Origin of the sequence: Serratia sp. Ser99 (genome assembly GCF_024519545.1) — a bacterium.
Lineage (GTDB): Bacteria > Pseudomonadota > Gammaproteobacteria > Enterobacterales > Enterobacteriaceae > Serratia > Serratia liquefaciens.
Window position 1 is genome coordinate 641,571 of sequence record NZ_JALJRT010000001.1, and the last position, 26,305, is coordinate 667,875.

Below are 26,305 nucleotides of genomic sequence, written 5' to 3' on the forward strand. Positions count from 1 at the left end.
CATAATAATAATCACGATGCCGGCTTGGCCGGGCAGGGGGAATGATGGCGGGTTTAAATAGCATTCTGGAACGTTACGTATTGCCGACGGCGTTAAAAATCGCCGGGCAAAAACACATTTTATCGGTACGAGACGGCATAATTCTCAATATGCCGTTTATGTTGATCGGGTCATTTTTCCTGATCTTCGCCTACTTGCCGATCCCGAGCTATGCCAACCTGATGGGGGAGGTATTCGGTGCGGCCTGGCGCGACAAGCTGTTGTATCCGGTCAAAGCGACCTACGACATCATGGCGATTATCTCCAGCTTTGGCATTGCCTACCGGCTGGCGGAAAAATACCGTGGTATGGACCCGCTCAGTACCGGTGCGGTTTCGTTAGTAGCGTTTATCATGACCATTCCTCAACACACCCTTTTTGCCCCGGTGAAAGGTGCCGCGGAGCAGATTGTCAAAGGCGTGCTGCCGATGAACTTTATCGGCAGCCAGGGATTGTTCGTGGCAATCGTGGTGGCGCTGTTGTCGACGGAAATCTACCGGTTCGTGCATAACCGCAATCTGGTGATCAATATGCCTGAAGGCGTGCCGCCAGCGGTGGCGAAATCCTTCCTGGCGTTGATTCCGGGATTTTGCGTACTGGCAGTGATCCTTCTGCTGCGCCTGATCGTCGAAGCCACGCCGTTTGGCGATATCAACACCATGATCGCTACGCTGATCGGTATCCCGATGCATCACGTGGGCGGAACGCTGCCGGGAATGATTTTCTCAGTGATCCTGATTGGCCTGTTATGGACGTTGGGGCTGCACGGTGATGCCATCGTATTGGTGTTCATTCAGCCGGTGTGGTTGGCGAATATGTCGGAAAACCTGGTGGCGTTTCAGAACAACCAGCCTATCCCGCACATTATTACCCAGCAATTTTACGATTTATGGATAGCGCCCGGCGGAACCGGTGCCCTGTTGGGGTTGGTGATCTTCATGCTGGTGCGCAGCCGTAGCGCGCAGATGAAGCAGTTGGGGAAAATCGCCGCGCCGGGTTGCCTGTTTAATATCAGTGAGCCCATGGTGTTTGGCATCCCGTTGGTGATGAACCCGTACTTCTTCCTGCCGTTTATCCTGACACCAGTGGTGCTGGTGATCGTGACCTACAGTGCGATGGCAACCGGTTTGGTGACGCCGCCGGTTGGTATAGCCTTACCGTTTACCACGCCGATTTTCATTAGCGGCTATCTGGCAACCGGAGGCCATATTTCAGGAACGGTGATCCAGGTGGTCAATCTGCTGATTTCAATGGCAATTTACTACCCGTTCTTCCGTGCCTGGGATAAGCAGAAGTACCGCGAAGAAAATCAGGCCGCGGCATCGGCACCCAGCGCTGCGGTTGGTGAACAATCCCTGACGCCATAGCGGGATAAACCATCTTCCTGCGGCAGCGCACCTAACCGCTACCGCAGGAAGGATAAAAGCCGTTTTGCACACGAATTGTTACATCATAACAACGTTATTTTTCTCCTCCCTGGCAACGCCCGCCTAAATTACCTGTCAGATAACCACCCAGTAGCAGGGGGAGAGAAACTCTCACAACAACCTGTATCTGGCAGATGGCTATGAACTCACATTGGCAGGAATGGTATCAATAATGCAGAAGTTCCGACGTTGGACCCAGTTGCAGGTCTCCTTTTTTATCGCTTTCTATCTCGGTGTATTACTCAATATCCCTATTTTTTATCGTCGTTATCAACAGCTTCATAACGATAACCTGCTGTCGATTGGCATTGAAATTGTCGCGGCCTTTTGCCTCGTATGCTTTATCACGCTGCTTATCTCCTTTTTGGGGCGCCGGTTGTTTCGTTTTTTGGCCACGCTGCTGGTCCTGAGCTCGGTTGCTGCCAGCTATTACATGGTGTTGTTCCACGTCGATATCGGCTACGGCATTCTGGCGGCGGTGATGACCACCGACGTTGATTTATCCAAAGAGTCGGTAGGCTGGCATTTTGGCGTATGGATGGTGCTGGTGAGCCTGTTGCCGCTGCTGTTGATTTGGCTGGCCCCGATGCACGAAGCCGCATTCAAACGCGGAAATCAGCTGGCGTTGATCAAAAAAGGCGGGATTATGTTGGCCGCTGGTCTGTTCTGCTGGCTACCGCTTCAGTTGATGGGCCAGGTGCAGGATCAACACGACCGTGAAAATAATCAGATGATGGCGAGCTATGGCGGGGTCGTTGCCGGCAGCTATTCACCGTCTAACTGGCTTTCGGCCCTGGGGCTGCTGACTTACAGTTCCTACAGCCAGGCGGAGGACAGCCGGAATCTGTTTGATCCGGCGGCGCATTTCACCTACCAGCCGCCAAAAGACGTGAATGATCTTTATGTGGTATTCGTGATTGGTGAAAGTGCCAGACGCGATCATATGGGGGTTTACGGCTACCAGCGCGACAATACGCCGAATCTGGATAAGGAAACCAACCTGGCGGTGCTGCAAGGCTATTCTTGCGACACGTCAACCAAGCTCTCTCTGCGTTGCATGTTCGTCAGAGAAGGCGGGGCATCGGAAGAGCCGCAGCGCACACTGAAGGAAATGAACGTTTTCTCGGTGCTGAAGAAGCAGGGGTTTTCCTCCGAGCTATTCTCTATGCAAAGCGAAGCCTGGTTTTATAATAAGACCCAGGCGGACAGCTATGCTCTTCGAGAAAGCATTCAGGCGGAAAAACGCAATGCCGGTAAACCCGTTGATGATATTGCGTTGATCGATGAACTGCAGGATTCGCTGGACCGCCATCCTCAGGGCAAACATTTGGTGATTTTGCATACCAAAGGCTCACACTATATGTACACAGAACGCTATCCGCGGGCTTTTGCTCGCTATCAGCCGGAATGCCAGGGTATTGACGATACGTGTTCAACGGAATCGATGATCAACTCTTACGACAACAGCCTGTTGTACACCGACTATGTTCTTGAGCAGGTGTTCAATCAGTTGCGCAACCGTAACGCTATCGTGTTTTACGCCTCTGATCACGGTGAGTCGATCTCGGAAAATATGCATTTCCACGGCACGCCGCGCGATCACGCGCCGAAAGAACAGCGTACTGTGCCAATTATGGTCTGGGCATCCGACAAGTTTCTCAGTCAGCCCGATCACCAGGCGGCATTTAATCAGTTAAAGGCGCTGCAAAAGGCAAAAACGCCGGTGTTTCATGAAAAGCTGTTCGACAGCGTGCTGGGTTGTATCGGCTATACCTCGCCGGACGGCGGGATTGTGAAGCAGCGTAACTGGTGCCAGGTCAACTGAGTTGCCAGCCGTATGACTAACCGCCGAAAGGCGGTTTTTTTATGCATTAAGCTGGCGGAAAGCCCCCTTAACGAAGACTCTCAATCCAGTGGAAGATCCGCGCCAGGGCGTGCGTGATATCGCCAATGTTAAATAACGCGCCTATCCATATCGCAATCATGATGGCTACGGCAATAACGATCGGCATATCCATTCTACTCATTGGCTATCTTCTTCAATGGGTTAACTTGATTTCAAGCCTGGCATCAAACCTCGCCGGGATAAAATATTAGGCTAATAGTGTCAAAATCCGGTTTGCCGAAATCACACTGTGGCCGCTTATACCCCGATGATTACTGCCGGTGAAAAACGGCGGTCGAGCATGGGGCGCAGAAGGAAGTTTGTGCAAATTTACGCTCGGAGGTTGACCCGATTACGGCAATAAAAAAGCCACCCGAAGGTGGCTTGTCGTTAGAACGCTGTTTAGTCCAGTTTTGGATGCTGGTCGATCAACGTCTGTTTTTTCTTTTCCAACTCGGCAATCTGCTCGTTGATGTCTTCGACTTTCTGTTCGATGTTGTCGTAGTTTTCTTGCAGCAGCTCTTTGGCTTCCGAACGATCCGAAGCCGCCGGGGTGGCACCGCGCAGCGGTTTATTGGCGGTTTTTTTCATGTACAGGCCGGTGATCAGACCGATGACGGCGACGACCATCAGATAATAAGCCGGCATATACAGGTTCCCGGTCGCTTCGACCAGCCAGGCGGCTACCGTCGGCGTCGCACCGGCAACCAGTACCGAGATGTTGAATGAAATCGCCAACGCGCTGTAACGAATATGCGTCGGGAACATCGCCGGCAGGGTGGAGGCCATCACACCGGTGAAGGAGTTCAGCAGCACCGCCAGCACCAACAGACCGACGAAGATCAGACCAATCACGTTACTGTTGATCAGAATAAAGCAGGGGATAGACAGAGCCAACAGACCGACGCTGCCGCCGATAATAAACGGCTTACGGCCGATGCGGTCACTGGCCAGGCCTATGACCGGCTGCACGAACAACATACCGATCATGATGGCGATAATGATCAGTACGCCGTGATCTTCCGAATAGTGCAGGTTATGCGACAGGTAGCTCGGCATGTAAGTCAGCAACATGTAATAGGTCACGTTGGTTGAAATCACGATACCGACGCAGACCAGCAGGCTTCTCCAGTGCTTGGCCGCGATCTCTTTGAAAGAGGTCTTCGGCGGATTTTCGATGGCGTTGCGGTCGTCTTTCTCCATCTTTTCCACGTGCTGCTGGAAGGCCGGTGTTTCTTCCAGCGCATGGCGCAGGTACAAACCGATCAGACCCAAAGGCGCTGCGATAAAGAACGGAATACGCCAGCCCCAGTCGAGGAAGTTGGTTTCACCGACGATGCTGGAGATCAGCACCACCACGCCAGCACCCAGGACGAAACCGGCAATGGAGCCAAAATCAAGCCAGCTGCCCATAAAGCCGCGTTTTCTGTCCGGTGAGTATTCGGCTACGAAGATAGCCGCGCCGGAGTATTCGCCACCTACCGAGAAGCCCTGTGCCAATTTGGCCAGCAACAGCAGAACCGGTGCCCAGATGCCGATAGAGGCATAGGAGGGGATCAGGCCGATACAGAAGGTACTGACCGCCATGATAATAATGGTGATGGAGAGTACTTTCTGGCGCCCGAATTTATCGCCCATCGCGCCAAAGAAGATACCGCCTAATGGACGTACCAGGAAGGGAACGGAAAAGGTCGCCAGTGCGGCAATCATCTGTACGCCAGGGGTGGCGCCAGGGAAAAAGACTTGCCCAAGGGCGTAGGCCACAAAGCCATATACACCGAAGTCGAACCATTCCATTGCGTTACCTAATGCGGCCGCGGTAATGGCTTTTTTCAGCTTGCTGTCATCGATGATGGTGATGTCATTAATATGCATCGGTTTATGTCGTTTTTTTCTTAACTTCATATAATCATCCCTTAATCAATTTTAGTCGTACGTGAATTCGCAATCCTCGTTCACTTCTTCTGCCCAGTTATCAGCGTGGCTAATCTTATTGCGATGTTGCCAGATTCGCCACTGCCTTTTTTGTGTGATGCGAGTCACGTAATAAGTCAATTTTCACCGGGAATATGTCATTTAGGTGACTAATTATTTTGCATCTATAGCTTAGCGTTATATCTTGCGGCGATCAAATTTAGCAGTTTATCTTATCAATTTGCACCGATTTAGCGCATAAATAGATTAATTATTGTTCATAATGGTGGTTTTTTGTCTGGGAAGGGATGAAACAAGTATAGAAAGAACTGCAGTAAAAACGGGCAAAATTAATGCATTCCAGATGAAAAAGCCTGGCGCGATCGCCAGGCTCAGCCTTACTGCGCAGATCCACCAAACTCCAGATAGAGTTGCGCCAGGTTTTGGTATTGAGCGAACCGGTTTTCATCCACGGCCAGCTCCGCCAACCGACGGCGATTTTGCGCATCCAGCCAGAAATTGATCGGCACCGAGCCTTGCCGGTAGCGGCTTTCATTCAATCGTTCAGATTTACGCGCCAGCGCCAATGCCGCCTTCAGGTGTTTCTCCTGTGCCATCAGTTGCGTACGTAACGATAGGGCATCATCAATATCGGCCATGGCTTTATACAGCGCCTGCTTGAATTCCAGCAGCTGCAGTTCATAGTCGCTGCGAGCGATTTTGATATCGACGTCCATTTGCCGCCATTCGAGGAACGGCAGCGACAGTCCGGCACCTACCGTTGCCAGCGGATTACGCAAAAACTCCAGCAATGCGGTGCTGCTGGCACCTAATGAGCCCGTCAGGCTGAAGGCCGGGTAGTACTGGGTGCGTTTGATGTCCACGTTAGCCAGAGTTTCACGCAGTCGCCACTCTTTGGCACTGATATCCGGGCGATGGCGCAGCACGCTGGCCGGGATGCCGGCATTGATTTGCGGCAATGGACCGGTCGGCAGGCTCTCGGGCTCAATCAACGTATTTCCCGGCGGCACACCCAGCAGTACCGTCTGTTCGTTCAGCGCCTGTTGACGCTCACGCAGCAGTGCCAGATGGCTGCTTTGCTGATTAATCAGGTTCTGTTCGGCATCCACCACGTCCAATGAAGAGACGCTGCCCGCGCGGTAGCGTGCCTTGACCAGCCCTAGGGTTTGTTGGGAATAGTCGATGCTTTGCTGACTGACGCGGATTCGCTGATTGATAAAGCCGATACGCCAGTAATTCTTGCTGGCGCTGGCGAGCAAAGCCAGACGCGCACTTTGCAAATCCTGTTGCGTGGCCTGGCTGGCCCATTCCGCGGCGTCACGTTGCCGCGCCAGTTTGCCCCACAGATCGACCTCATAGCTGACGCCGAGATTTGCGCTGCTGCTTTTGTTCCAAGGCGAGGAGTCGGAAAGGGCGGTATTGGCTCCGCTGCTGAGCGTTGCGTTCACACTTGGCGCGGTGCCGATATCAGCCCGCTGCGCCGCCAGTTGGGCACGGTAGACGCGCAGTGCGGCGGCGGCCAAATCGTTATTGGCCGCCATCACCTGCTGCAGCCATCGGTCCAACTGGGGATCGCGGAAATCACGCCAGTTGAATGGTTCTGACGTGTCGGCTTCGGCGTTTTGCTGCCAGTCGGCCGGATACTGCACCTTTGGAGACTGATACTCGCTTTTAAGCGCATTGCCGCAACCGGTACTGAGCAAGGCCGCGAGGCATAATGCGAGAGGGGATAAGGTTTTCATAAGTTACTCGCTGGCCAGAGAAATGACCGGATCCATCCGCGCCGCTTTGCGGGCAGGGAGATAACCGAAGATCATGCCAATCAGGGTGGAGCAGCAGAAGGCCACGGCAGCAGCCTGCCAGGAATAGATGGCGGTGAGCATGCCCCCCGCCAACAGGGTAAACAGCGAACCAGCGGCGAATGACAGCAATATGCCCAATACACCGCCGATCAGGCAAACCAGCACGGCTTCTATCATAAATTGCTGCATGATGTCGCTACGCCGGGCACCGACGGCCATACGCACGCCGATTTCATGGGTGCGTTCAGTAACCGACACCAACATAATGTTCATCACGCCCAGACTGCCAATAATCAGCGAAATTGAGGCGACCATGAGGATCAGCAGACTCAGGGTCATTGAGGTATGTTCGATTGATTTACGAAATTTATCGCGGTTGAACAGCATAAAGTCTTTCACGCCATGGCGCTGGGTTAACAATTGGCTGATGGCGCTGACCGCGGCCTCGTTAGCGACGTCATCTTTCAATCGCACGCTGATGCTGCTCAGGGTCGGTTTACCCACCATGCGATACATCACGGTGGAGAACGGCATCCACACGCTGATGCGGTTGGGGGCCGAATCCTGGTTGCTTTGCACCACGCCGACGACCCGGGCCGGCACTGCGCCGAGAAACACAATTTGGCCCAACGGCTCTACGCCAAACTCGCCGAACAGCGAGCGACGTGCATTTTCGTCAATGATCACTTCCTGCAATGCATTACGATCATCCCGGAAAGTGCTGCCTTGCACCAACGTGAGACCATTAACGCGGAAGTAATCGCGGCCGACGCCGTTGATGGAGGCGGTCGCCGATTTGCTGCGAAAGCGAATGCTGTCTGAGGCGTTGATTTCAGGGCTGACGCTATCGACAAAGTTCTGGCTGGCCAGCGCGTCGGCATCCGCAGGTACCAGTGTACGGATACTGTCGATGGCATCGTCGAAGAAATCACGTCCGGGATAGATGCTGACGACGTTGGTGCCAAGCCCTTTAATGTTTTCCAACGTGCGTTGTTTGGCACCCTCTCCAAGAGCTACCACCGTGACCACCGCGGCGATGCCGAAAATGATGCCGGTCATGGTCAGTGCCGTGCGCAAACGGTGGGCATTCATGGCTTTCAGGGCCATTTGCAGCGACTCACGAGTACGATCGAGCAGGCTTTGCCAGTAGCCCTGTGCGGCAGGCGCGGTCTTTTGCATCGCTGGCAGCGGAGTTAACGATTTACGGCCGCTGTCGGCGACGATCTCGCCATCCTGCAGTTCGATAATACGCTGTGCGTGCTGGGCCACTTTCATGTCGTGGGTGACGATCACCACAGTGTGGCCACGCTGGTTCAGTTCGCTGAGGATCTCCAGCACTTCCTGCCCGGATTTGGAGTCCAACGCACCGGTCGGTTCATCCGCCAGTATGATTTCCCCGCCGTTGATTAACGAGCGGGCGATACTGACGCGTTGCTGTTGGCCGCCGGACAGTTGGCCGGGCTTATGGTGCTCACGGCCCTCCAACCCCAGGCGCGCCAACAATTGTGCCGCGCGCAGGCGGCGTTGGTCGCGTTTACTGTTGGCGTAGATCGCCGGGATCTCGACATTGCCCAACGCGCTGATGTCCGGCATCAGATGATAACGCTGGAAGATAAAACCTATGTGTTCGCGACGAAGCCTGGCCAACTCGTCCGGCGACAGGTGCGCGGCGTTATGCCCGCCGATGTGATAATCCCCCTGATCAGGCACGTCCAGACAGCCGATGATGTTCATCAGCGTTGATTTGCCCGAACCCGAGGCACCGATAATGGCGACCAACTCACCGGCGGCGATCTTGAGGTTGATGTTTTTCAGTACGGTGAGCGGCTGGCTGCTGTTGGTATAGGTGCGGCCGATGCCTTTCAGCTCAATGATTGTATTCACAGAAAGAGGCCATCCTCACCCGGTTTGGCGCTTTCCTGCGCCAGCACTACATTATCGCCCACCTTCAACCCGCTCAGGATCTGGACATCAACGTTGTTGGTAATACCGGTTTTCACCTCACGCATTTCCAACTTGTGATCCTTGGCCAAGACCTGTACCTGCTGCTTTTTATCTGCGGTTTTATGCACTGCCTGAATCGGGATCAGCAGCGTGTTTTTGGCTTCACCCAGCAATAATGAGACCTGAGCCGTCATGGCAATACGCAGCCGGTTGTCGGGATTGGGCACGTCGAGCAACGCGTTGTAATACACGGAAGCATTGGAGGTGCCGGAGCCTGAGGCGGTACTGCCGCCGGAAAGTGAATCGTCTTTCATAACGGACTCAGGTGCCAGTTCTACAGTGCGCAGCGTGGCGTCGTACCTTTTGTCCGGCTCGGAGAAAATGGTGAAGTAAGCTTTTTGCCCTTGGGTAACGCGGGTAATGTCGGCTTCGGAAATCTGCGCTTTGATGGTCATCACGTCCAGCTGCGCCAATTTAACAATGGTAGGGGCGCTCTGATTGGCGTTTACCGTTTGACCTTGCTGGGTAATGACGGCAATGACAATGCCGTCCATCGGGGCCAGGATGCGGGTGTAACTCAGATCGACCTTTTTCTTGTCTACTTCGATCTGCGCCTGAACGATACGTGCATTCAGCGCGAGCAGTTCTGCACGGGTAGCGGCAAGCGTGGCCTCTGCCGTTTCAAAATCTTCGCGTGAGCCGGCTTCATCGTTCAACATGCGTTTTTGGCGCTTAAAGCGAGACTCGGCCTGTTTTAACAGCGCCTGTTTGGCTTGCAAATCCGCTTTCGCAACGTTCAGCGCCGCTTCAGCGTTGCGTAAATCATTGCGTTGCGGCAGATCATCAATGTCGGCGATCGGTTGGCCTTTGGTGACCCGGTCGCCAAGTTTGACCTTCAGGGATTTCACCTGGCCAGAAACCTGCGCACCGACGTTGACCCGTTCGAATGCGTCCAATTTACCTGTGGCCAGCACGGCATTTTCTATATCGCCAAGGCGAACCTGTGCGGTGACATAGGCGTCCTGAGAAGGGGATTGCAAAGAGAACGCCGCCATGAAGGCAATAATCACCAGCAGGGCGCCAGCCAGTATAAACGCCCAACGGCGCGGAGTAACTTTCATAGTGTTGTCCATAACGGAGAGAACGACTTTCCCAGAAAGCACTTATAGTGGCATTCAGTGCTTTAACTAACAATAAACATGCAGCAGACGCTGCAATAAAGGTTTCATTGGTTAACTATCGCGCAATGAAAACAATCACCACTCTGGACGCTTAATAGTCATAAATGCAGGATTTATCTTAAAATTCAGGTATTAATAGTGCTTTTTGTTGAATCCTTAGTATCAATATGGATAATAAAGTCCCGAAGCGAAGGAATGCGCTATTAACTCAGTTGGCAGAGTGATTGGTTTTAAAATGCTTATTTTGGCTACAAAATTGATAGACGCGGGTTCGAGTCCTGCATAGCGCGCCAGCTTCCTTTTCGGGAACAGTTACCGTAAAGCGCATCCGGGTTGATTTGCACTATCGGCTCCTTGTTGGGATTTTCGGGTGCGCTTTACCGTAACGGGTTCTCTCCTTTTCTTAATCTTCTTCTGTTGTAATCGATCTTTGCTAGACTCTAATCAGGCAGGTTCGCTGCCCGGCAACAGGAGATCGCCATGTCTGAGTCCGATCAACTGCAGGAGTTATTGCAACGTGTGGCGGCGCTCGAAGCCAGAGAGAAGTCGCTTACTGCCGCCTCCAACGCCTATCAGGCAATTATCACCATCATGCTGGGCAACCTGGCTCAACAGGAGCGTGACAAGATTATTGCGATGATCGATCAGGCGCATGAACTGGCTTATGCGCGTGCTATTCAGCGCTGCAACGAGCCGCAAAAGCAAAAAATCAAACAGGCCGACGATATCGCCCAGCGGATGTTTATGTTTGCTCAAGGCAAAAACTCGCTGCAACGCTAGCCGCAGCAGGTATAACAGTTACCGATATTAAATTGCATAACTGATCTACCTGGGCAAACTGTACCTGTGTTAGTTTGAGGAATGATTATTGATAGCAATAATGTCCCCCCAAGGCATAAGGTTGTAGCTATGGACGCGATTAAAAGCATCTTGGTAAAAGAAATCGAACGGATCAATCGACAGGAAGGACGTGACGGCAAGTTGCGCTTCAATAGCGAGTTTGCCCGCGATCACCGTTATCTGTGTCTCGCCATGTTTGCCGGTTATTTTGCCGTGATCGCCGTGATGTATCAGGTTCCTTACATGGGCTTCATCGCGTTTTTGGCTTTCACCGCCTTCGTTCTGTTCATGTTCGCCATGCTGCTGATTGAAATCAAACCGGTCTATCGCTTTGAAGATATTGGCGTGCTGGATCTGCGCGTTTGTTATAACGGCGAGTGGTATTTCACCCGCGCGCTGTCGCCGCAGTCGGTGAAGGCATTGCTGGATGAACCGACAATCGGTGCCGCGACGAAAAATCGCATGCAGGAAATCATCGCCAATAAAGGCGAGATCGATTTCTATGACGTCTACGATCTGGCGTACTCAAAGAAGCCGCAGGATGAGCAGCCGCAGGTGGCCGTGCTTAACTGAGGGTTTCCGCTCGCGCGGTTGTCGATTATACTCACGCATTGAAGTCAGATAAGCCTGAGGAATTTACGATGAGTGATGATATTTTCGATTTTGATATCGATGCCGAATTGGCGCAAGCAGAAGAAAAAGCGGCGCAGAAAGTGAAAGAACTCCCCGAGATCCTTGAGGACGAGGCGGACTGCGAAGGCTGTAAAATCTGATCGCCATCGCCTTTAAAGAACCGCTTCGGCGGTTTTTTTATGCTCCAAATTTGGGGTTGCGGGCAAAAAAAATGCCCGTTTCAGGCGGGCCAACACTTAAGTCGTATGAGGGATTATTTTTATAACCATCTGCGTCTAGCTTACGCGCAATGGCCGGTAAGTGATTTCGGTGTTTTGTAACAAAACAGTAGTTGTAGTGTTGCTATGTTACTGCGCCTGGCTGGGGATTAATCCAGTACAAATCCCCATATCAGCAATACCGCCACAATAATCACGCAGAGTGCGGAGACGGTAACCAGTATCTTTCCCAGAATGTCTTTTTCTTGCTGCTGTGCCACGTTAACGTTATCCAATTAAGAGTCTATGGACCAAATCGGCGACGCCCAGGTCCAGCACTATAACAGTCAGTGCGATCCCCAACATGGCCGATAGAAATCGAATTTTACTGTTCAAATCGATACCCATCACCGCGATGCGATGTTCCCAGAGTAAAGGTTAAAACGCCGGAGCTGAATGCCCGGTTTGGGTTATTCCAGAGGTTAAGAACCTTCCTAGACGTATAAGTTCCGTCTGTTTGAAAGGTCCGCTGCGGGCATGGCCGCACAGCGGGCTGGTCTTGCGGAAGGATCAGTCAGTAACAATTCTTACGCCGACTTTACTGATCGCATTGCCATCCATTTCGGCGATGGTCCAGGTCAGGCCATCCCATTCGATCTGATCGCCCACTACCGGTTCGCCGCCAATCAGTTGAATGACGAATTGGCCGAGGGTTTGCTGTTCATCCACGCCTTCGTGCAGATTCAGACCATAAACCTGTGAAATATCGCTCAGGCGCGCGTCCGACTGCAGGATAAAATCACCGAAGAAGCGTTCATCCAACGTAACCACCGGCGCCTGGCTAAATAACTTACCCAGCACCGGCAGGTCGTGCTCGTGACCGATAACACACAGAATGTCATCTTCGCGTAGTCGTGTGCTGCCGCTGGGGTGCAACAGTTCTTTGCCTCGGAACAATGCGGCAATGCGCGTACCCGGTGGCATTTTCAGCTCACGCAGCGCGGCACCGACGCACCAGTTTTCGGACGACAGCTGATAAACAAACTGCTCCCACTGGTTTTCAGGATGAACATCCAGCCCAACCCGTGAAATCGGCGCCAGCGCTGGTGGGACGATCACCTTGGCTTTCTTCGCGGCGAACGACAGGGTGGTGCCCTGCAGCAACAGGGAAACCAGCACCACAAAGAAGGCGACATTAAAGAACAGCTGAGCATTGGGCAGGCCGGCCATCATCGGGAAGACGGCCAGAATCACCGGTACGGCCCCGCGCAGGCCGACCCAGGAAATAAAGCTGCGCTCGCGCAGGGTAAAACTGCGGAACGGCAACAGCCCTATAAATACCGACAGCGGTCGGGCAAATAAGATCATCCACAGCGAAAGCAGCAGGGCAGGGATGGCGATCGGCAGCAGCTCATGCGGGTTCAGCAATAATCCCAGCACCAGGAACATGCCGATCTGGCTCAGCCATGCCAGGCCGTCAAAGGTTTGCACGATGCCGTGCCGGTTGCGGATCGGGCGATTACCCAGCATCAGGCCACACAGGTATACCGCCAGAATGCCGCTGCCGTCCAGTGCGGTGGTCAGGGCAAAAATCAGAATGCCGCCGCTGACGGCCAGCAGCGGATACAGGCCTTCTGCCAGTTTAATGTGGTTGATTAACGTCAGCAGTAGCCAACCGCCGCCAAGACCAAAGACAATCCCCATGCCGAACTGCTGCAACAGATGGAGAGGGAACATCCAGCTCAGCGTGGTTTCGCCTGCGGCGATCATCGCAATCAGCGTAATGGTAAGGAACACCGCCATGGGATCGTTGCTGCCGGATTCGATTTCCAGCGTGGCGCTGACGCGTTCGTTCAGTCCTTTACCACCTAATAGCGAGAAGACTGCCGCGGCGTCGGTGGAGCCGATAATGGCGCCAATCAGCATGCCCTGCAGCAGGTCGAGGTTGAATAGCCAGGCGGCGGCCAGCCCGGTCAGCCCGGCGGTGATCACCACGCCGATAGTTGCCAGCGAAAGTGCCGGCCACAGCGCGACGCGGAATGAGCTGACTCGGGTGCGCATCCCGCCGTCCAGCAGGATCACCGCAAGCGCCAGGTTACTGACCAGATAGGCCACCGGATAGTTGCTGAAAACGATACCGCCCGGACCATCGACCCCCGCCAACATGCCAATGGCCAGGAAGATCACCAGAATAGGAATACCCAGGCGTGACGAAAATGAACTGAGAAGAATACTTGCCCCCACCAACACGGCACCGATGATGAACAAACTGTTAATGGTGCTGGCATCCAAAATGACGTTCTCCTGCAGGCTGGGGGGAAGGGCGTTGCGCGCTAGCGCAGATACCCCCTGATGATAGCCTGTTTTTCAGGTAAAACGCCAAGGCTGATTCATAAAACAGTTTGACCTTTATTGTCATTTAAGCGGAGAAGCGTATGGAAGTGGGGAGAAACCGGTGAACTTCTTTCTTTTATCTATATTTATCAGCTTGCTGTGATTGCGCTTAGACAATAAATGGTGGGCGTTTCCGTGCCCGGATAAGGAAAAACCATTAAACCCCCTCCAGGAGGCTTAATGGTTTGCAGGCGAGGCGTTATAAATGGTCGAGTGACTGCAGGGCCCGTCTGATCAGCTCGGCAGCCAGTTTTCTTTCTGACTCTGAGATACCGTCAAGGTTAAGGCTGGAAAGTTCGGCGACCAGAATGCTGCGATCCTTGCCGCTGATCGACGAATCCAGTGCGGAAAGCAACCGGCCAAGAATTTTCAGTAGGGTGGCGTTCTCTGGCACGGCTTCCTGAGCCGAAGTGTCTTTATCAGTCATTAAAAATCCTCTCTGTCGTGACGGAAGGGAGATGCTGCAAGCCTTGTCGCGATGGTGACAAGGCCATCCCTTAGGGTTCATTGAGCCCAATCGCTACCGTAAGGCAGGGATGTGGATTTCCACTTATGCATTGCCGTTATAACAACTCGCGGCAATATGCTCCAGCATAACTTTGCCTTAACTTTCGTCATAGGGGTGAGCAATCTGTGCTCAGTGCTTGAATCACCAGGCGCGTTGCCGGTGCGAAGGTAAATGATAAAGGTATTGGTAGACGAAGCGATGACCGTGAGCTACCCGGCAAGCCGAAACGGCTGCCGGGCAGTAGGATTATTGTGGTTTACCGGAGAACAGGAAACGGAACAGCGGGATACGCTTGTGCAGTTCATATAACAGGAAGGCGCAAGAGAAGACAAACACCAAGCCAGCCAGAAAACCCAGCAGGTTATTGTTGATATGCGGCGTCACAAAAGCGCCATATATCAGGGTCAACGGATGGTGCACCAGATATATAAACAGCGATGCATTCACTAGATAGGTGATACGCGGTGAGTGATAGTTCAGCAGATTATGTCCGAATGAGAAAATCACGTTGGCCATCAGGATCCCCAACAGGGTTTTGATCAGCACTTCCAGCTCAAACATATAGCTGCTGTGAGCCAGAAACTTCTGATTCAGCATATAGGCAATGAACAGCAACAGCGAACCCAGCAGCGCGCCGAGGGACGGTTTTAGGAAAATCTCTTTCAGCCACACGTACTTAAAGGCATAGGCGCCCAGGATGAAGAACGGCAGGTAGAACATCGTCTCCATCACCACAAAATTGAACAGGCCATTGGAGAGTAAAGCTGGCGCAAAAATTAAAATAATACGGTGCGCGGCCGAATAGCATAAAGCATAAATAAGAAAGAGCAGTGAGATGTTTCCTAATCCGGTCATTTTATTTATCGGGTAGGGAACGGTATTATTTTTAAGTGCCTTGATTTTTTTGAACAGATAAAAACATAGGGTGGTCAGCAATGACAGAGTTAATAAAAACCACAGGTGAGAAACCAGTTCCCAAACTGTTACATTTATTTTCTGATAGAGCGAAAAATTTTCCCAACCGTTTAATTTGTCCGTGAAGTATTTCAGCATGAAAAACTGCGGCACCGTTATTAACGGAATCGAACTCAGCAGGGGGATCGCCACTCGCTCAAGCCTGACCTTCAGCCACTGGTGGCGCTCGTAGCGCTCATAGAGCATGTAAGAGAAGTAGCCGGAAATCACGAAGAACACCTGCATGCGGAAAGCATGGATGAAGTCGTTCAGCACCGTCAGCGAGAAGGAGGGGCTGGCGCTGTTCACCGCCCAGGTATGGCTGGAATAAATCAGAGAAAGATGAAAAGGGATGCCGAGCAACATCAAATAAGCCCGGATCGAATCGAGGAAAAACTCGCGTTGGTTGCTGCCTTTAGTCATAGGTTACCGCTGGTGATTTTATCGAGTGGTCATTAACACGCTTAATAAGTCGGCAATGGTTAAATCGAATCACAAACCCTACTATACCGTTTCACATTTTTCCATAGCGTCTTGATGCGCGGCTTGCTACGCTGGTGTTTAGTCAGCTGCTTAAACTATGAGCCATAAACATGAACCATCCATTTATCATGTTGTCGGAAAGCTGAATAATCCATTAATATGGATTTAAATGATTTGAGCACACGAATAGGGGGGGATGTGCTAGTTAATATATTATCCAAAAAACCACGCGCCGCGAGCGTACGTTGGTTAGGTGCGACCGTATTGTTCACGCTGTTTACTTCGCCGGCATGGGCTTTTTCTATAGATGATGTGGCCAAGCAGGCGCAGGATCTGGCAGGAAAAGGCTTCGAAGCCCCGAAGAGCAACCTTCCTTCTCAATTCCGCGAGATGAAATTCGCGGACTATCAGCAGATTCAGTTCAATCACGATAAAGCCTATTGGAGCAAACTGAAAACCCCTTTCAAGCTTGAGTTTTATCATCAGGGGATGTACTTCGATACGCCGGTGAAAATCAATGAAGTCACCGCGACCAGCGTAAAACAGATCAAGTACAGCCCGGACTACTTCAACTTCGGTTCGGTAAAACACGATCCGGAGTCGGTAAAAAACCTCGGTTTTGCCGGTTTCAAGGTGATTTATCCGATCAACAGTGCGGATAAGAACGACGAAATTATGAGCCTGCTGGGCGCGAGCTACTTCCGCGTGGTAGGTAAAGGGCAGGTTTACGGGCTTTCCGCACGTGGCCTGGCGATTGATACTGCGTTGCCGTCCGGCGAAGAATTCCCGCGTTTCCGCGAATTCTGGGTTGAACGTCCGAAGCAGGGCGACAAGCATCTGGTGATTTACGCGCTGCTGGATTCACCGCGTGCTACCGGGGCTTACCGTTTTGTGGTTTATCCGGGCCGCGACACCACCGTGGACGTCGAGTCCAAAGTGTTCCTGCGCGACAAAGTCGGCAAACTGGGCATGGCACCGCTGACCAGCATGTACCTGTTCGGGCCGAGCCAGCCGTCGCCAACCCTGAACTACCGTCCGGCGCTGCATGACTCCAACGGTCTGTCTATCCATGCCGGTAACGGCGAGTGGATCTGGCGTCCGTTGAATAATCCGAAGCATCTGTCCGTCAGCACTTACCAGGTCGAAAACCCGAAAGGTTTCGGTCTGCTGCAGCGCGGCCGTAACTTCAAGGATTACGAAGATCTGGACGATCGCTACGATCTGCGCCCAAGCGCCTGGATCGAGCCACGCGGCGACTGGGGCAAGGGCAAGGTTGAGCTGGTGGAGATCCCGACAGCGGATGAAACCAATGACAACATCGTTGCTTTCTGGACGCCAGACGTTCTGCCGGACGCCAAAACTCCGCTGGCGTTGAGCTATCGCCTGCATTTCACCCGTGACGAAGACAAACTGCATTCGCAGGACATTGCCTACGTCAGCCAGACCATGCGTTCAACCGGTGACGTGAAGCAGTCCAACCTGATCCGCGAGCCAGACGGCAGCGTGGCATTCCTGGTTGACTTCGTTGGCCCGGTACTGAAAGGCTTGGACGGCGCTACGCCGGTAGCCTCTCAGGTGAGCATCGGCGACAACGGTGAAATGGTAGAAAACAATGTCCGCTATAATCCAGTGACCAAAGGCTGGCGCCTGACGCTGCGTCTGAAAGTGAAAGACGACAAGAAGCCGGTAGAAATGCGCGCAGCGCTGGTCAATGGTGATAAGACCCTGTCGGAAACCTGGAGCTATCAGCTACCTGCCAATGAATAAGCCTACTCAACTTGCCCAGGATTATCTTGCGGCAATGCCTCTGACCGCTGAGCGGTCAGAGGCGCTTAAACCACAGCCGGGGGCGGATGACGCCCAGGCTTTTGAGGCGCTGCATCGCAAGATGGGCGCTGACGATGCCAACGTCAATACGCTGTCTGCCGATGACGTCACGCTGGCCTCGGTCAAAACACGAATCGAAGACGCCTGGCCGGATGCGGTTAGCGACAAAGATTTCGATACCGACGTGGAAGGGCGCAGCATTCTCAAGGCTACGCCGCCAATCAAACGCACCAGCATGTTCCCGGAAGCCTGGCGTACCAACCCGGTAGCGCGCTTCTGGGATTCTCTGCTGGGGCGCACGCCACACAACCGTCACGCCTCCAAAGAGGAAGCCGCGGCGGAAAACCGCTGGCGTGTGGTCGGCTCGATGCGTCGTTATGTGCTGTTGGTGCTGATGCTGGTGCAGACCGGCATCGCCACCTGGTACATGAAAACGATTCTGCCGTATCAGGGCTGGGCGCTGATCGACCCGATGGCCATGTGGGATCAGGATCTGATGCAGTCGGTACTGCAACTGCTGCCTTATGTGTTGCAAACCGGCATTCTGATCCTGTTCGCGATCCTGTTCTGTTGGGTCTCGGCCGGTTTCTGGACTGCGCTGATGGGCTTCCTGCAGTTACTGATCGGCAAAGACAAATACAGTATTTCTTCCACCATCAAAGGCGATGAGCCGATCGACCCGACGCATCGCACCGCGTTGATCATGCCAATCTGTAACGAAGACGTCGAACGCGTGTTCGCCGGCCTGCGCGCGACCTATGAGTCCGTCGCGGCCACCGGCCAGCTCGAGCATTTCGATATCTACGTGCTGAGCGACAGCTACGACCCGGATATCTGCATGGCGGAACAGAAAGCCTGGATGGAACTGTGCCGCGACGTAGATGGCCATGGCCGTATCTTCTATCGCCGTCGCCGTCGCCGCGTGAAACGCAAAAGCGGCAACATCGACGACTTCTGTCGTCGCTGGGGTGGCGAATACAGCTACATGGTGATCCTGGATGCTGACAGCGTGATGAGCGGTGAGTGTCTCACCGGTCTGGTGCGCCTGATGGAAGCCAACCCGAACGCCGGTATTATTCAGTCTGCGCCGAAAGCATCAGGCATGGATACGCTGTATGCCCGCGTGCAGCAGTTTGCCACCCGGGTTTACGGGCCGCTGTTTACTGCCGGTCTGCATTTCTGGCAGTTGGGTGAATCGCACTATTGGGGCCATAACGCCATTATCCGCGTGAAGCCGTTTATCGAACACTGTGCGCTGGCACCACTGCCTGGCGAAGGCTCTTTTGCCGGCTCCATCTTGTCGCATGACTTTGTGGAAGCCGCGTTGATGCGCCGTGCCGGTTGGGGCGTGTGGATTGCTTACGATCTGCCGGGCAGCTATGAAGAACTGCCGCCGAACCTGCTGGATGAGTTGAAGCGTGACCGTCGCTGGTGCCACGGTAACCTGATGAACTTCCGCCTGTTCCTGGTCAAGGGCATGCACCCGGTACACCGTGCGGTGTTCCTGACCGGTGTGATGTCCTACCTGTCGGCACCGCTGTGGTTTATGTTCCTGGCGCTGTCTACCGCGCTGCAGGTGGTGCATACCCTGATGGAGCCGCAGTACTTCCTGCAACCGCGCCAGCTGTTCCCGGTGTGGCCGCAGTGGCGTCCTGAACTGGCGATAGCGCTGTTCTCTACCACGCTGGTGCTGCTGTTCTTGCCTAAACTGTTGAGCATTGTGCTGATCTGGGCGAAGGGTGCCAAGGAGTACGGCGGCGGTATACGCCTGTTCCTGTCGATGCTGATGGAAATGCTGTTCTCGGTGCTGCTGGCGCCGGTGCGCATGCTGTTCCACACGGTATTCGTGGTCAGTGCCTTCCTGGGTTGGGAAGTGGTATGGAACTCGCCACAGCGTGACGATGATGACACCCCTTGGGGCGAAGCCTTTAAACGCCACGGTTCACAGATGCTGCTCGGTCTGGTCTGGGCTGGCGGTATGGCCTGGCTGGATCTGCGCTTCCTGTGGTGGCTGTCGCCAATCGTCTTCTCGCTGATCCTGTCGCCGTTCGTTTCGGTCTTGTCGAGCCGTGCGACGTTAGGTATCAAGAGCAAGCGTGCCAAGCTGTTCCTGATCCCGGAAGAATATTCGCCGCCGCGTGAACTGCTGGCGACGGAAGAATATCTGCAGCTTAATCGTGAGCGAGCATTGAGCAATGGCTTTATGCACGCGGTGGTTAACCCGTCCTTCAACGCATTGGCGACGGCGCTGGCTACTGCGCGTCACCATCTGCGCGGCGCTATCGAGCGTAATCGTGAAGAGCGAGTGAACGAGGCGTTGGAGCTGGGGCCGGAGAAGCTGGTGAAAGGCAAACGTCTTGAGCTGCTGAGCGATCCTGTCGCGCTGTCGCGTTTGCATCAGCGGGTTTGGCTACTGCCGCAGGGCGCCGCTTGGCGCGAGTTTTATCAGCAACTGCCGCACAATGAGCGGGCTCATCCGGTGGGTCAGCGTTAAAGGCTGATCGGGTGACCTGTACGGGGAATACGCATAGCGTGTTCCCCGTTTTTTTTGGTATTTGGCGTACGCAACGCCGACAAACTCGCGTGAAAAACTGTGTTAAAATTCGCGCCGGGCGTTGTGGCCCCACAAAACAAACCCGGGGCAAAAATCATTTTGGTGAATCTCTCTTCTCTTCTTCGTCTGGTATTGCTGGTGGCAGGAGTCACGGCGTTAACCGGCTGCGGCAGTATTATCAGTCGCACAGTGCCGGGGGCCGGGCACGGCCATCAATATTATCCGGGCGTTCAGTGGGATCTGCGCGATAGCCCCTGGCGGTATATCACGGTCATTGATGTGCCGCTGTCGATGGTGGTAGATACCTTTATGCTGCCGTTTGACGCCCAACACGGCCCCTACGAATAAGCTAATCCCCGGTAGCAAATACCACCAGTTGGTAACCCTGATCACCACAGCGGAACGGAGCCAGCACCGTCATCTGCAAGCCCTGTACATGAGCCGCTAACGAATGCGGGTTACTGTCGTCAATAAAGAGCGCGCCCACGTCGAACTCCTTGCTGGTACGCGCCTTGACGGCGGCGTAGAGCTGCTTCAGCACGCCTTTGCCACGCCAGGCGCTGTCAAGGCACACCGGACCATACAGAAACACCCGCTGCTCACTCAGTGGCCGTCCCTTGAATGATTGGCCGGCCAGCGTGTCCAGCATCGCATCCACCACCGGCGGGTGCGGTTGCGCATTCGTCGGCATCAGGCAGACAAACCCGGCCAGCGCTTCACCTTCGACCGCCACCAGAATGCCCAGCCCCTGGTTAATGCTTGTGAGCTGCGCTTCATTCATGCGCGAGACGATAAATCCCTGGCGCTTTTGGCTGTCGCTCAAGTTTGCCGGGGTGTTTTGTGTTTGCAGTTGCAAAATCGCGGGGAAATCTTCGGGACGCGCCTGGCGGATAATCATGCAGCCTCTCAGAAAATCATAGGGTGAAGGGCGGGGGATTGTCTGCTCCCGCCCGTGATCATTCAACGCTCATCCCACTCGTCGGCGGCTGTTTGGCCCTCTTCGGTATCCAACGGCGGATCGAGCTGGAAGTCTCCTTCTTCCCACTCGTGCAGCGTATTTTCCTCAATCCATTCGGCGCTGATTTCGACTTCGTCATAATCCCCGTCGAAAATAGCCTGAGCGGCAGCGCCGCTGCGTAACGTAAGGCATTCGACCGATTCGCCTTCTTGTTCAAAGAATTCGGCCTGCCACATGATATCACCATCCAGCATCACGTATTTTTGCAGATTGAACTGTTGCGGCACCGGCGGTTCGTCGTCGTTACCGCCTTCGGCAGACTCGATAAACTCCTCGCGCGCCGCTTCAACGGCTTCTTCCAGGGTTGCATACAGGCTCATATTTTTCTCCAGTCAGTGTAAGCATTGCTCAGGGCTGGGTGCGCCGAAGCGCCATGACAAACGTCAGAAGTAATTGTTGCCGCACTGGCGCAGGATGCAAATTTTTTTGTTGTCCGTTTCGCGACGATGGTTGTCCGCTAAGCGGGAGCAGGAGGGATCACGGCAGGAAATAATAGGGCATTGCTTATTACCGCCAGGAGAGTGCCATGTTAACCGACCCTTCAATCAAATACCGTCCGTTCCCGCCCGTGACCTTGCCGGATCGCCAGTGGCCGGGCCGCACTTTGCAGCAGGCACCGCGCTGGTGCTCCAGCGATTTGCGTGACGGCAATCAGGCGCTGGCGGAACCTATGGATAACGCCCGCAAACACCAGTTCTACCAGATGCTTCTGGCGTGCGGGTTCAAAGAGATTGAGGTGGCGTTTCCTTCTGCCTCGCAAACGGACTTCGATTTTGTCCGCTCGCTGATTGATGAGCAGTTGATCCCGGATGACGTCAGTATTCAGGTGCTGACCCAATCGCGAGACGATTTGATCGACCGTACCTTCGACGCGTTGCGTGGTGCACCACGTGCCATCGTGCACCTGTATAACGCTACCGCACCGATGTTTCGTGAAATCGTCTTCAAACAGGACAAAGCGGCAACGGTAGCGCTGGCGGTTAACGGCGCGCTGCGTATTCGACAGCAGTGCGAGCAGCAGCCGGAAACGGCATGGACCTTCGAATATTCACCGGAGACTTTCTGCTTTACCGAGCTGGAGTTTGCGCTGGAAATCTGTGAAGCCGTTGCCGATGTCTGGCAGCCTGGGCCGGGGCGGCCGATGATCATCAATCTGCCGGCCACGGTGGAGGTCAGTACGCCGAACGTCTACGCCGACCAGATTGAGTGGTTCTGCCGCCGCTTCAGTCAGCGCAACCGGGTGACCATCAGCGTGCATCCGCATAACGATCGTGGCACCGGAGTGGCCTGCGCCGAGCTGGCAATGCTGGCCGGTGCCGACCGGGTAGAAGGTTGTCTGTTCGGCAACGGTGAACGCACCGGCAATGTCGATCTGGTGACGCTGGCGCTCAACCTGTATACCCAGGGCGTTGCGCCGGGGCTGGATTTCAGCCAACTGAAGCAGGTGGTGGAGGTGGTTGAGCAGTGTAACCAACTGCCGGTTCATCCGCGCCATCCTTACGCCGGTGAGTTGGTGTTCACCGCCTTTTCCGGCTCTCATCAGGATGCGATTAAAAAAGGCTTTGCCGCCCAACAGCAGAGGCAGGACGGTCTGTGGCAGGTGCCTTATTTACCGCTCGATCCGGCGGACGTCGGCTGCAGCTATGAGGCGGTGATCCGGGTTAACAGCCAGTCGGGCAAAAGCGGCGCTGCCTGGCTACTGGAACAGAACCATGGGCTGTCGTTGCCGCGTGGGCTGCAAATTGATTTCAGCAAGGTGGTGCAGCAGGCGACCGACGGCAGCGGCAAAGAGATGACCACCGCCGAGCTGTGGCGGCTGTTTAGAATCAGCTATGGATTGGTGGAACAACCGCGGCTGCAGTTGCTGAGCTATCAGACCGAAAGCCACAGCATCGAGGCTTATAGTTTCAGTGCCAGGGTGTTGTTCGAAGGGCAACAGCAACGGCTGCTGGGGGTAGGGAACGGTTTGTTGTCCAGCGCGGTGGATGCGCTGCGCCAGCGCTTTGGCTTGAATTTGGCGATAGAGGACTACCACGAACACACGTTGGGGCATCAGAGCCAAAGCCGTGCCGTGGCCTATATTCGCTGTACGCTGGCGCACGGTGAGGCGGCTTACGGGGTCGGCATCGACGTCGATTCTGCCAGCGCTTCCCTGCAGGCGTTGTTCAACGTGGCTGCGCGTTATTTAGCGAAATAAGTGCTGGGCGCAACGCCCAGCTGGCGGCGGAACATGGCGCTGAAAGCACTGGGGCTGTCATAGCCCAAGTCCAGCGCCACTTCCAGCACCGAATGCCCGGCGGCCAGGGCATTCAATGCCGCCAGCAAACGGGCGCGGCGCACCCAGTCGCCAAAACGCAGCCCGGTTTCTCGTTGAAAACGTCGTGACAGCGTGCGGCCGCTGACGTTGATGTAACCAGCGGCCTGTTCTAATTCCCAGGGGTGTGCCAGCGATTGCTGAATATGCCGGCACAACCTTAATAGGGCATCGCTGCGCGGTTCGGGCAAATTCAGCGGCAGGATTGGCAGCACACGCAATTCATCCAGGATCAGCTCCATAATTCGTTCTTCACGACCTCCCGCCGGATAATCCGCCGTAATGTCCATCGCACAGATAATCAGCTCACGCAGCAACGGGGATATTTGCACCACTTCGCAGCTTGCCGGCAGGTCGGCTCGTGCCAGCGGATCGACTAACAGCGCTCTTGCCGCCACTTTGCCGGTGATCTGCAGACTGTGTTCTACCCGCGCAGGCAGCCAAACGCCACGCCCAGGGGGGACCACCCAACTGCCCAGACGAGTATTCACTTGCACTACGCCGCTCAGGCTATGAATCAACTGTGCACAGTCGTGGTAATGGAGCGGTTCGAACTCGCCGTGCTGATAATCTTTAGCGACCGGCACAATCGAGCGGTTCGCGGGCACAGCGTCATGAAAAAGCAGCATTTCTTGGGGCATCCCCGGTCCACGGAAAATCATAATGGCAGCATGCCACGCCGATACCTTTCATACCAGCCTCTGGTACGGTGAGGCGTTATAGTCTATAAATAAACAATATATAATTTAGTAAATTGTTTGGAGGTAAGATGGATATCGGCAGTATGCGGCAGGCGGCAACGCAGGCCGGGGCATTGCTGCGGGCGCTGGGCAATGAAGATCGTTTACTGCTGCTGTGCCAACTCAGCCAGGGCGAGATGTCGGTGGGGGAGTTGTCACAGGCGCTGGAGATCCGCCAGCCGACGCTTTCGCAACAGCTTGGGGTATTGCGTCAGGAAGGGCTGGTATCAACGCGGCGCGACGGTAAACAAATCTACTATGCCGTTTGCGATCCGAAGGCGCTGACGCTGCTTAATACTTTATATCAACTCTTTTGCCCGGCACGGGAGGAGAGGCCATGACCGTCGACTGGTTGCATTTTACCCCGCTGTCCGCGCTGGTCGGCGGGGGGATAATCGGCAGTGCGGTGGCGCTGTTGTTGCTGTTTAACGGCCGCGTCGCCGGCATCAGTGGCATTACCGGTGGCTTGCTGACGCCGCAGGGTAAAGAGAAAGGCTGGCGGGCCGCATTTCTTGTCGGGTTGCTGATTTCGCCCTGGCTGTATCGTATCGCCAGGCCTTTACCGGACATGCCGGTTAACGGCAGCAGTTTATGGCTGATCGCCGCCGGGATATTGGTCGGGCTGGGTACTCGCCTGGGCGGCGGCTGTACCAGCGGTCACGGTGTTTGCGGCGTGGCGAGATTGTCTCCGCGTTCATTACTGGCCACGGCGGTATTTATGCTGTTGGGGTTTATTACGGTATGGGCCCTACGCCAGTGGGGAGGAGTTTAACGTGATGTACCGATCCGTGTTTGCCTTACTGAGTGGCGCCATCTTTGGCCTTGGTCTGATCGTCGCCGGAATGGCCAATCCCGCGAAGGTGCTGGCTTTTCTCGATGTCACCGGCCACTGGGATCCGTCACTGGCCCTGGTGATGGTGGGAGCGATTGCGGTGGCGGCACCGGCGTTCTTTTGGGTTCGCCTCCGACCACGTACCTTGTTGGGTGAAACAGTACAACTCCCATCTTCCCGCCGCATCGACCGCCGCTTATTGGCAGGCAGCACGCTGTTTGGCATCGGGTGGGGAATGGCGGGCATCTGTCCCGGCCCGGCCTGGGTGCTGGCCGGAGCGGGCTCGTCAGCCGGCTGGCAGTTCGTTGCGGCAATGCTGGCAGGAATGGCGTTGTATGAAGTTATTCTGTTTTGGAGAAAATAATGCCGATAGCTAACGCGGTGTTGCGCATTGCCCGCCCGACCGACAGGTTACAGGAGATTGCGACCCTGTACTGCCAGGGCTTGGGCTTCGAACGGCTGGGTGAGTTCCGCGATCATCAGGGTTTTGATGGCGTAATGGTCGGGCACCCACAACGGGGTTATCACCTTGAGTTTACTCATCATCGGGGAGTGGCGGTGGGGCAGGCGCCGACGCAGGATCATCTGCTGGTGTTTTATCTGCCGGATGAACAGGAGTGGGTTACAGGATGCCAACGCATGTTGACCGCCGGTTTTCGGCGCGTTGCGGCCTACAATCCCTACTGGGATGCCCATGGGGAGACGTTTGAAGATCCGGACGGTTACCGGGTGGTGCTGCAACAGCGGGCGTGGGGGCAATAAAAAAGCCAGCGCACCGGGCGCTGGCTGAAAGGGTCA

The 26,305-nt window shown here is 54.5% G+C and carries 25 protein-coding genes and 1 tRNA gene; 14 read left to right on the forward strand and 12 right to left on the reverse strand.

The window, feature by feature from the left end; translation table 11 throughout:
* Nucleotides 1–44: 44 nt before the first annotated feature.
* Nucleotides 45–1,406, forward strand: coding sequence for a PTS cellobiose transporter subunit IIC (celB, locus tag NR114_RS03060; protein ID WP_122078548.1), 1,362 nt, complete (start codon nucleotides 45–47; stop codon nucleotides 1,404–1,406).
* A gap of 232 nt (nucleotides 1,407–1,638) precedes the next feature.
* On the forward strand, nucleotides 1,639–3,291 hold the full coding sequence (eptB, locus tag NR114_RS03065; protein ID WP_234530411.1) for a kdo(2)-lipid A phosphoethanolamine 7''-transferase: 1,653 nt from the start codon (nucleotides 1,639–1,641) through the stop codon (nucleotides 3,289–3,291).
* A gap of 67 nt (nucleotides 3,292–3,358) precedes the next feature.
* Here eptB and NR114_RS03070 read toward each other — a convergent pair whose 3' ends face one another.
* The 5 genes from NR114_RS03070 to NR114_RS03090 all read right to left on the reverse strand — a co-directional run bounded on the left by NR114_RS03070 (nucleotide 3,359) and on the right by NR114_RS03090 (nucleotide 10,153).
* Nucleotides 3,359–3,493: a hypothetical protein gene (locus NR114_RS03070; RefSeq protein ID WP_020826247.1), complete on the reverse strand. Its 135-nt coding sequence runs from the start codon at nucleotides 3,491–3,493 to the stop codon at nucleotides 3,359–3,361.
* A gap of 260 nt (nucleotides 3,494–3,753) precedes the next feature.
* The gene (gene proP / locus NR114_RS03075) at nucleotides 3,754–5,256 is read right to left on the reverse strand and encodes a glycine betaine/L-proline transporter ProP (protein ID WP_256824818.1); all 1,503 of its coding nucleotides are present in this window, start codon (nucleotides 5,254–5,256) and stop codon (nucleotides 3,754–3,756) included.
* Between the two features lie 407 nt (nucleotides 5,257–5,663).
* Nucleotides 5,664–7,028, reverse strand: a complete 1,365-nt coding sequence (locus NR114_RS03080; protein ID WP_256813990.1) for a TolC family protein — start codon at nucleotides 7,026–7,028, stop codon at nucleotides 5,664–5,666.
* Between the two features lie 3 nt (nucleotides 7,029–7,031).
* Nucleotides 7,032–8,972 carry a MacB family efflux pump subunit gene (locus NR114_RS03085; protein WP_234530285.1) on the reverse strand — a complete coding sequence of 647 codons (1,941 nt, stop codon included), beginning with the start codon at nucleotides 8,970–8,972 and terminating at the stop codon, nucleotides 7,032–7,034.
* Nucleotides 8,969–10,153, reverse strand: a complete 1,185-nt coding sequence (locus NR114_RS03090) for an efflux RND transporter periplasmic adaptor subunit (protein WP_234530288.1) — start codon at nucleotides 10,151–10,153, stop codon at nucleotides 8,969–8,971. The genes NR114_RS03085 and NR114_RS03090 overlap by 4 nt, the downstream gene beginning before the upstream one ends.
* Before the next feature lie 257 nt (nucleotides 10,154–10,410).
* Here NR114_RS03090 and NR114_RS03095 point away from each other — a divergent pair.
* The 4 genes from NR114_RS03095 to NR114_RS03110 all read left to right on the forward strand — a co-directional run bounded on the left by NR114_RS03095 (nucleotide 10,411) and on the right by NR114_RS03110 (nucleotide 11,826).
* Nucleotides 10,411–10,506: transfer RNA gene (locus NR114_RS03095), tRNA-OTHER, on the forward strand.
* Nucleotides 10,507–10,693: 187 nt separating this feature from the next.
* Nucleotides 10,694–10,993 carry a hypothetical protein gene (locus NR114_RS03100; protein ID WP_234530290.1) on the forward strand — a complete coding sequence of 100 codons (300 nt, stop codon included), beginning with the start codon at nucleotides 10,694–10,696 and terminating at the stop codon, nucleotides 10,991–10,993.
* A gap of 129 nt (nucleotides 10,994–11,122) precedes the next feature.
* Nucleotides 11,123–11,626, forward strand: coding sequence for a YlaC family protein (locus NR114_RS03105; RefSeq protein WP_020826298.1), 504 nt, complete (start codon nucleotides 11,123–11,125; stop codon nucleotides 11,624–11,626).
* Between the two features lie 68 nt (nucleotides 11,627–11,694).
* Nucleotides 11,695–11,826, forward strand: a complete 132-nt coding sequence (locus NR114_RS03110; protein ID WP_012006291.1) for a hypothetical protein — start codon at nucleotides 11,695–11,697, stop codon at nucleotides 11,824–11,826.
* Between the two features lie 227 nt (nucleotides 11,827–12,053).
* On the opposite strand, the gene NR114_RS03115 is transcribed toward NR114_RS03110, so the two are convergent.
* From NR114_RS03115 to mdoC, 4 genes are all read right to left on the reverse strand, one after another.
* Nucleotides 12,054–12,179: a hypothetical protein gene (locus NR114_RS03115; RefSeq protein WP_255417459.1), complete on the reverse strand. Its 126-nt coding sequence runs from the start codon at nucleotides 12,177–12,179 to the stop codon at nucleotides 12,054–12,056.
* A 274-nt stretch (nucleotides 12,180–12,453) separates the two neighbouring features.
* Entirely contained in the window at nucleotides 12,454–14,175 is a 1,722-nt protein-coding gene (locus NR114_RS03120) for a potassium/proton antiporter (RefSeq protein WP_020826299.1), read from the reverse strand.
* Nucleotides 14,176–14,476: 301 nt separating this feature from the next.
* Entirely contained in the window at nucleotides 14,477–14,704 is a 228-nt protein-coding gene (locus NR114_RS03125; RefSeq protein WP_020826300.1) for a hypothetical protein, read from the reverse strand.
* Nucleotides 14,705–15,031: 327 nt separating this feature from the next.
* Nucleotides 15,032–16,162 carry a glucans biosynthesis protein MdoC gene (mdoC, locus tag NR114_RS03130; protein ID WP_020826301.1) on the reverse strand — a complete coding sequence of 377 codons (1,131 nt, stop codon included), beginning with the start codon at nucleotides 16,160–16,162 and terminating at the stop codon, nucleotides 15,032–15,034.
* Between the two features lie 258 nt (nucleotides 16,163–16,420).
* Between mdoC and NR114_RS03135 the strand changes: the two genes are divergently transcribed.
* From NR114_RS03135 to NR114_RS03145, 3 genes are all read left to right on the forward strand, one after another.
* Nucleotides 16,421–17,989 carry a glucan biosynthesis protein G gene (locus NR114_RS03135; RefSeq protein WP_020826302.1) on the forward strand — a complete coding sequence of 523 codons (1,569 nt, stop codon included), beginning with the start codon at nucleotides 16,421–16,423 and terminating at the stop codon, nucleotides 17,987–17,989.
* Entirely contained in the window at nucleotides 17,982–20,543 is a 2,562-nt protein-coding gene (gene mdoH / locus NR114_RS03140; RefSeq protein WP_116690766.1) for a glucans biosynthesis glucosyltransferase MdoH, read from the forward strand. Before NR114_RS03135 ends, mdoH begins: the two co-directional genes overlap by 8 nt.
* Nucleotides 20,544–20,705: 162 nt before the next feature.
* Complete coding sequence (locus NR114_RS03145; protein WP_104410961.1) at nucleotides 20,706–20,951, forward strand: YceK/YidQ family lipoprotein; 246 nt, start codon at nucleotides 20,706–20,708, stop codon at nucleotides 20,949–20,951.
* 1 nt (nucleotide 20,952) lies between these two features.
* Here the strand turns inward: NR114_RS03145 and NR114_RS03150 are convergent, their stop codons facing one another.
* Together NR114_RS03150 and NR114_RS03155 are read right to left on the reverse strand one after the other, a co-directional pair.
* Nucleotides 20,953–21,501 carry a GNAT family N-acetyltransferase gene (locus NR114_RS03150; protein ID WP_234530292.1) on the reverse strand — a complete coding sequence of 183 codons (549 nt, stop codon included), beginning with the start codon at nucleotides 21,499–21,501 and terminating at the stop codon, nucleotides 20,953–20,955.
* Between the two features lie 62 nt (nucleotides 21,502–21,563).
* The gene (locus NR114_RS03155) at nucleotides 21,564–21,941 is read right to left on the reverse strand and encodes a MysB family protein (protein WP_020826306.1); all 378 of its coding nucleotides are present in this window, start codon (nucleotides 21,939–21,941) and stop codon (nucleotides 21,564–21,566) included.
* A gap of 206 nt (nucleotides 21,942–22,147) precedes the next feature.
* On the opposite strand from NR114_RS03155, the gene leuA reads away from it, so the two are divergent.
* Nucleotides 22,148–23,818, forward strand: coding sequence for a 2-isopropylmalate synthase (gene leuA / locus NR114_RS03160; protein WP_048762066.1), 1,671 nt, complete (start codon nucleotides 22,148–22,150; stop codon nucleotides 23,816–23,818).
* Here leuA and NR114_RS03165 read toward each other — a convergent pair.
* Nucleotides 23,803–24,564 (reverse strand): helix-turn-helix transcriptional regulator, encoded by a 762-nt coding sequence (locus NR114_RS03165; RefSeq protein ID WP_046373925.1) that lies wholly within the window; start codon nucleotides 24,562–24,564, stop codon nucleotides 23,803–23,805. The two genes, leuA and NR114_RS03165, sit on opposite strands and share 16 nt — an antisense overlap.
* A 140-nt stretch (nucleotides 24,565–24,704) precedes the next feature.
* Here NR114_RS03165 and NR114_RS03170 point away from each other — a divergent pair, with 140 nt between their 5' ends.
* From NR114_RS03170 to NR114_RS03185, 4 genes are read left to right on the forward strand one after another with little or no spacing between them, the layout of a single operon-like run.
* Entirely contained in the window at nucleotides 24,705–25,016 is a 312-nt protein-coding gene (locus tag NR114_RS03170; RefSeq protein ID WP_234530293.1) for a helix-turn-helix transcriptional regulator, read from the forward strand.
* The gene (locus tag NR114_RS03175; RefSeq protein WP_234530296.1) at nucleotides 25,013–25,447 is read left to right on the forward strand and encodes a YeeE/YedE family protein; all 435 of its coding nucleotides are present in this window, start codon (nucleotides 25,013–25,015) and stop codon (nucleotides 25,445–25,447) included. Before NR114_RS03170 ends, NR114_RS03175 begins: the two co-directional genes overlap by 4 nt.
* A 4-nt stretch (nucleotides 25,448–25,451) precedes the next feature.
* Complete coding sequence (locus NR114_RS03180) at nucleotides 25,452–25,871, forward strand: YeeE/YedE family protein (RefSeq protein WP_234530303.1); 420 nt, start codon at nucleotides 25,452–25,454, stop codon at nucleotides 25,869–25,871.
* Complete coding sequence (locus NR114_RS03185) at nucleotides 25,871–26,269, forward strand: VOC family protein (RefSeq protein WP_129982520.1); 399 nt, start codon at nucleotides 25,871–25,873, stop codon at nucleotides 26,267–26,269. The genes NR114_RS03180 and NR114_RS03185 overlap by 1 nt, the downstream gene beginning before the upstream one ends.
* Nucleotides 26,270–26,305: the final 36 nt, after the last annotated feature.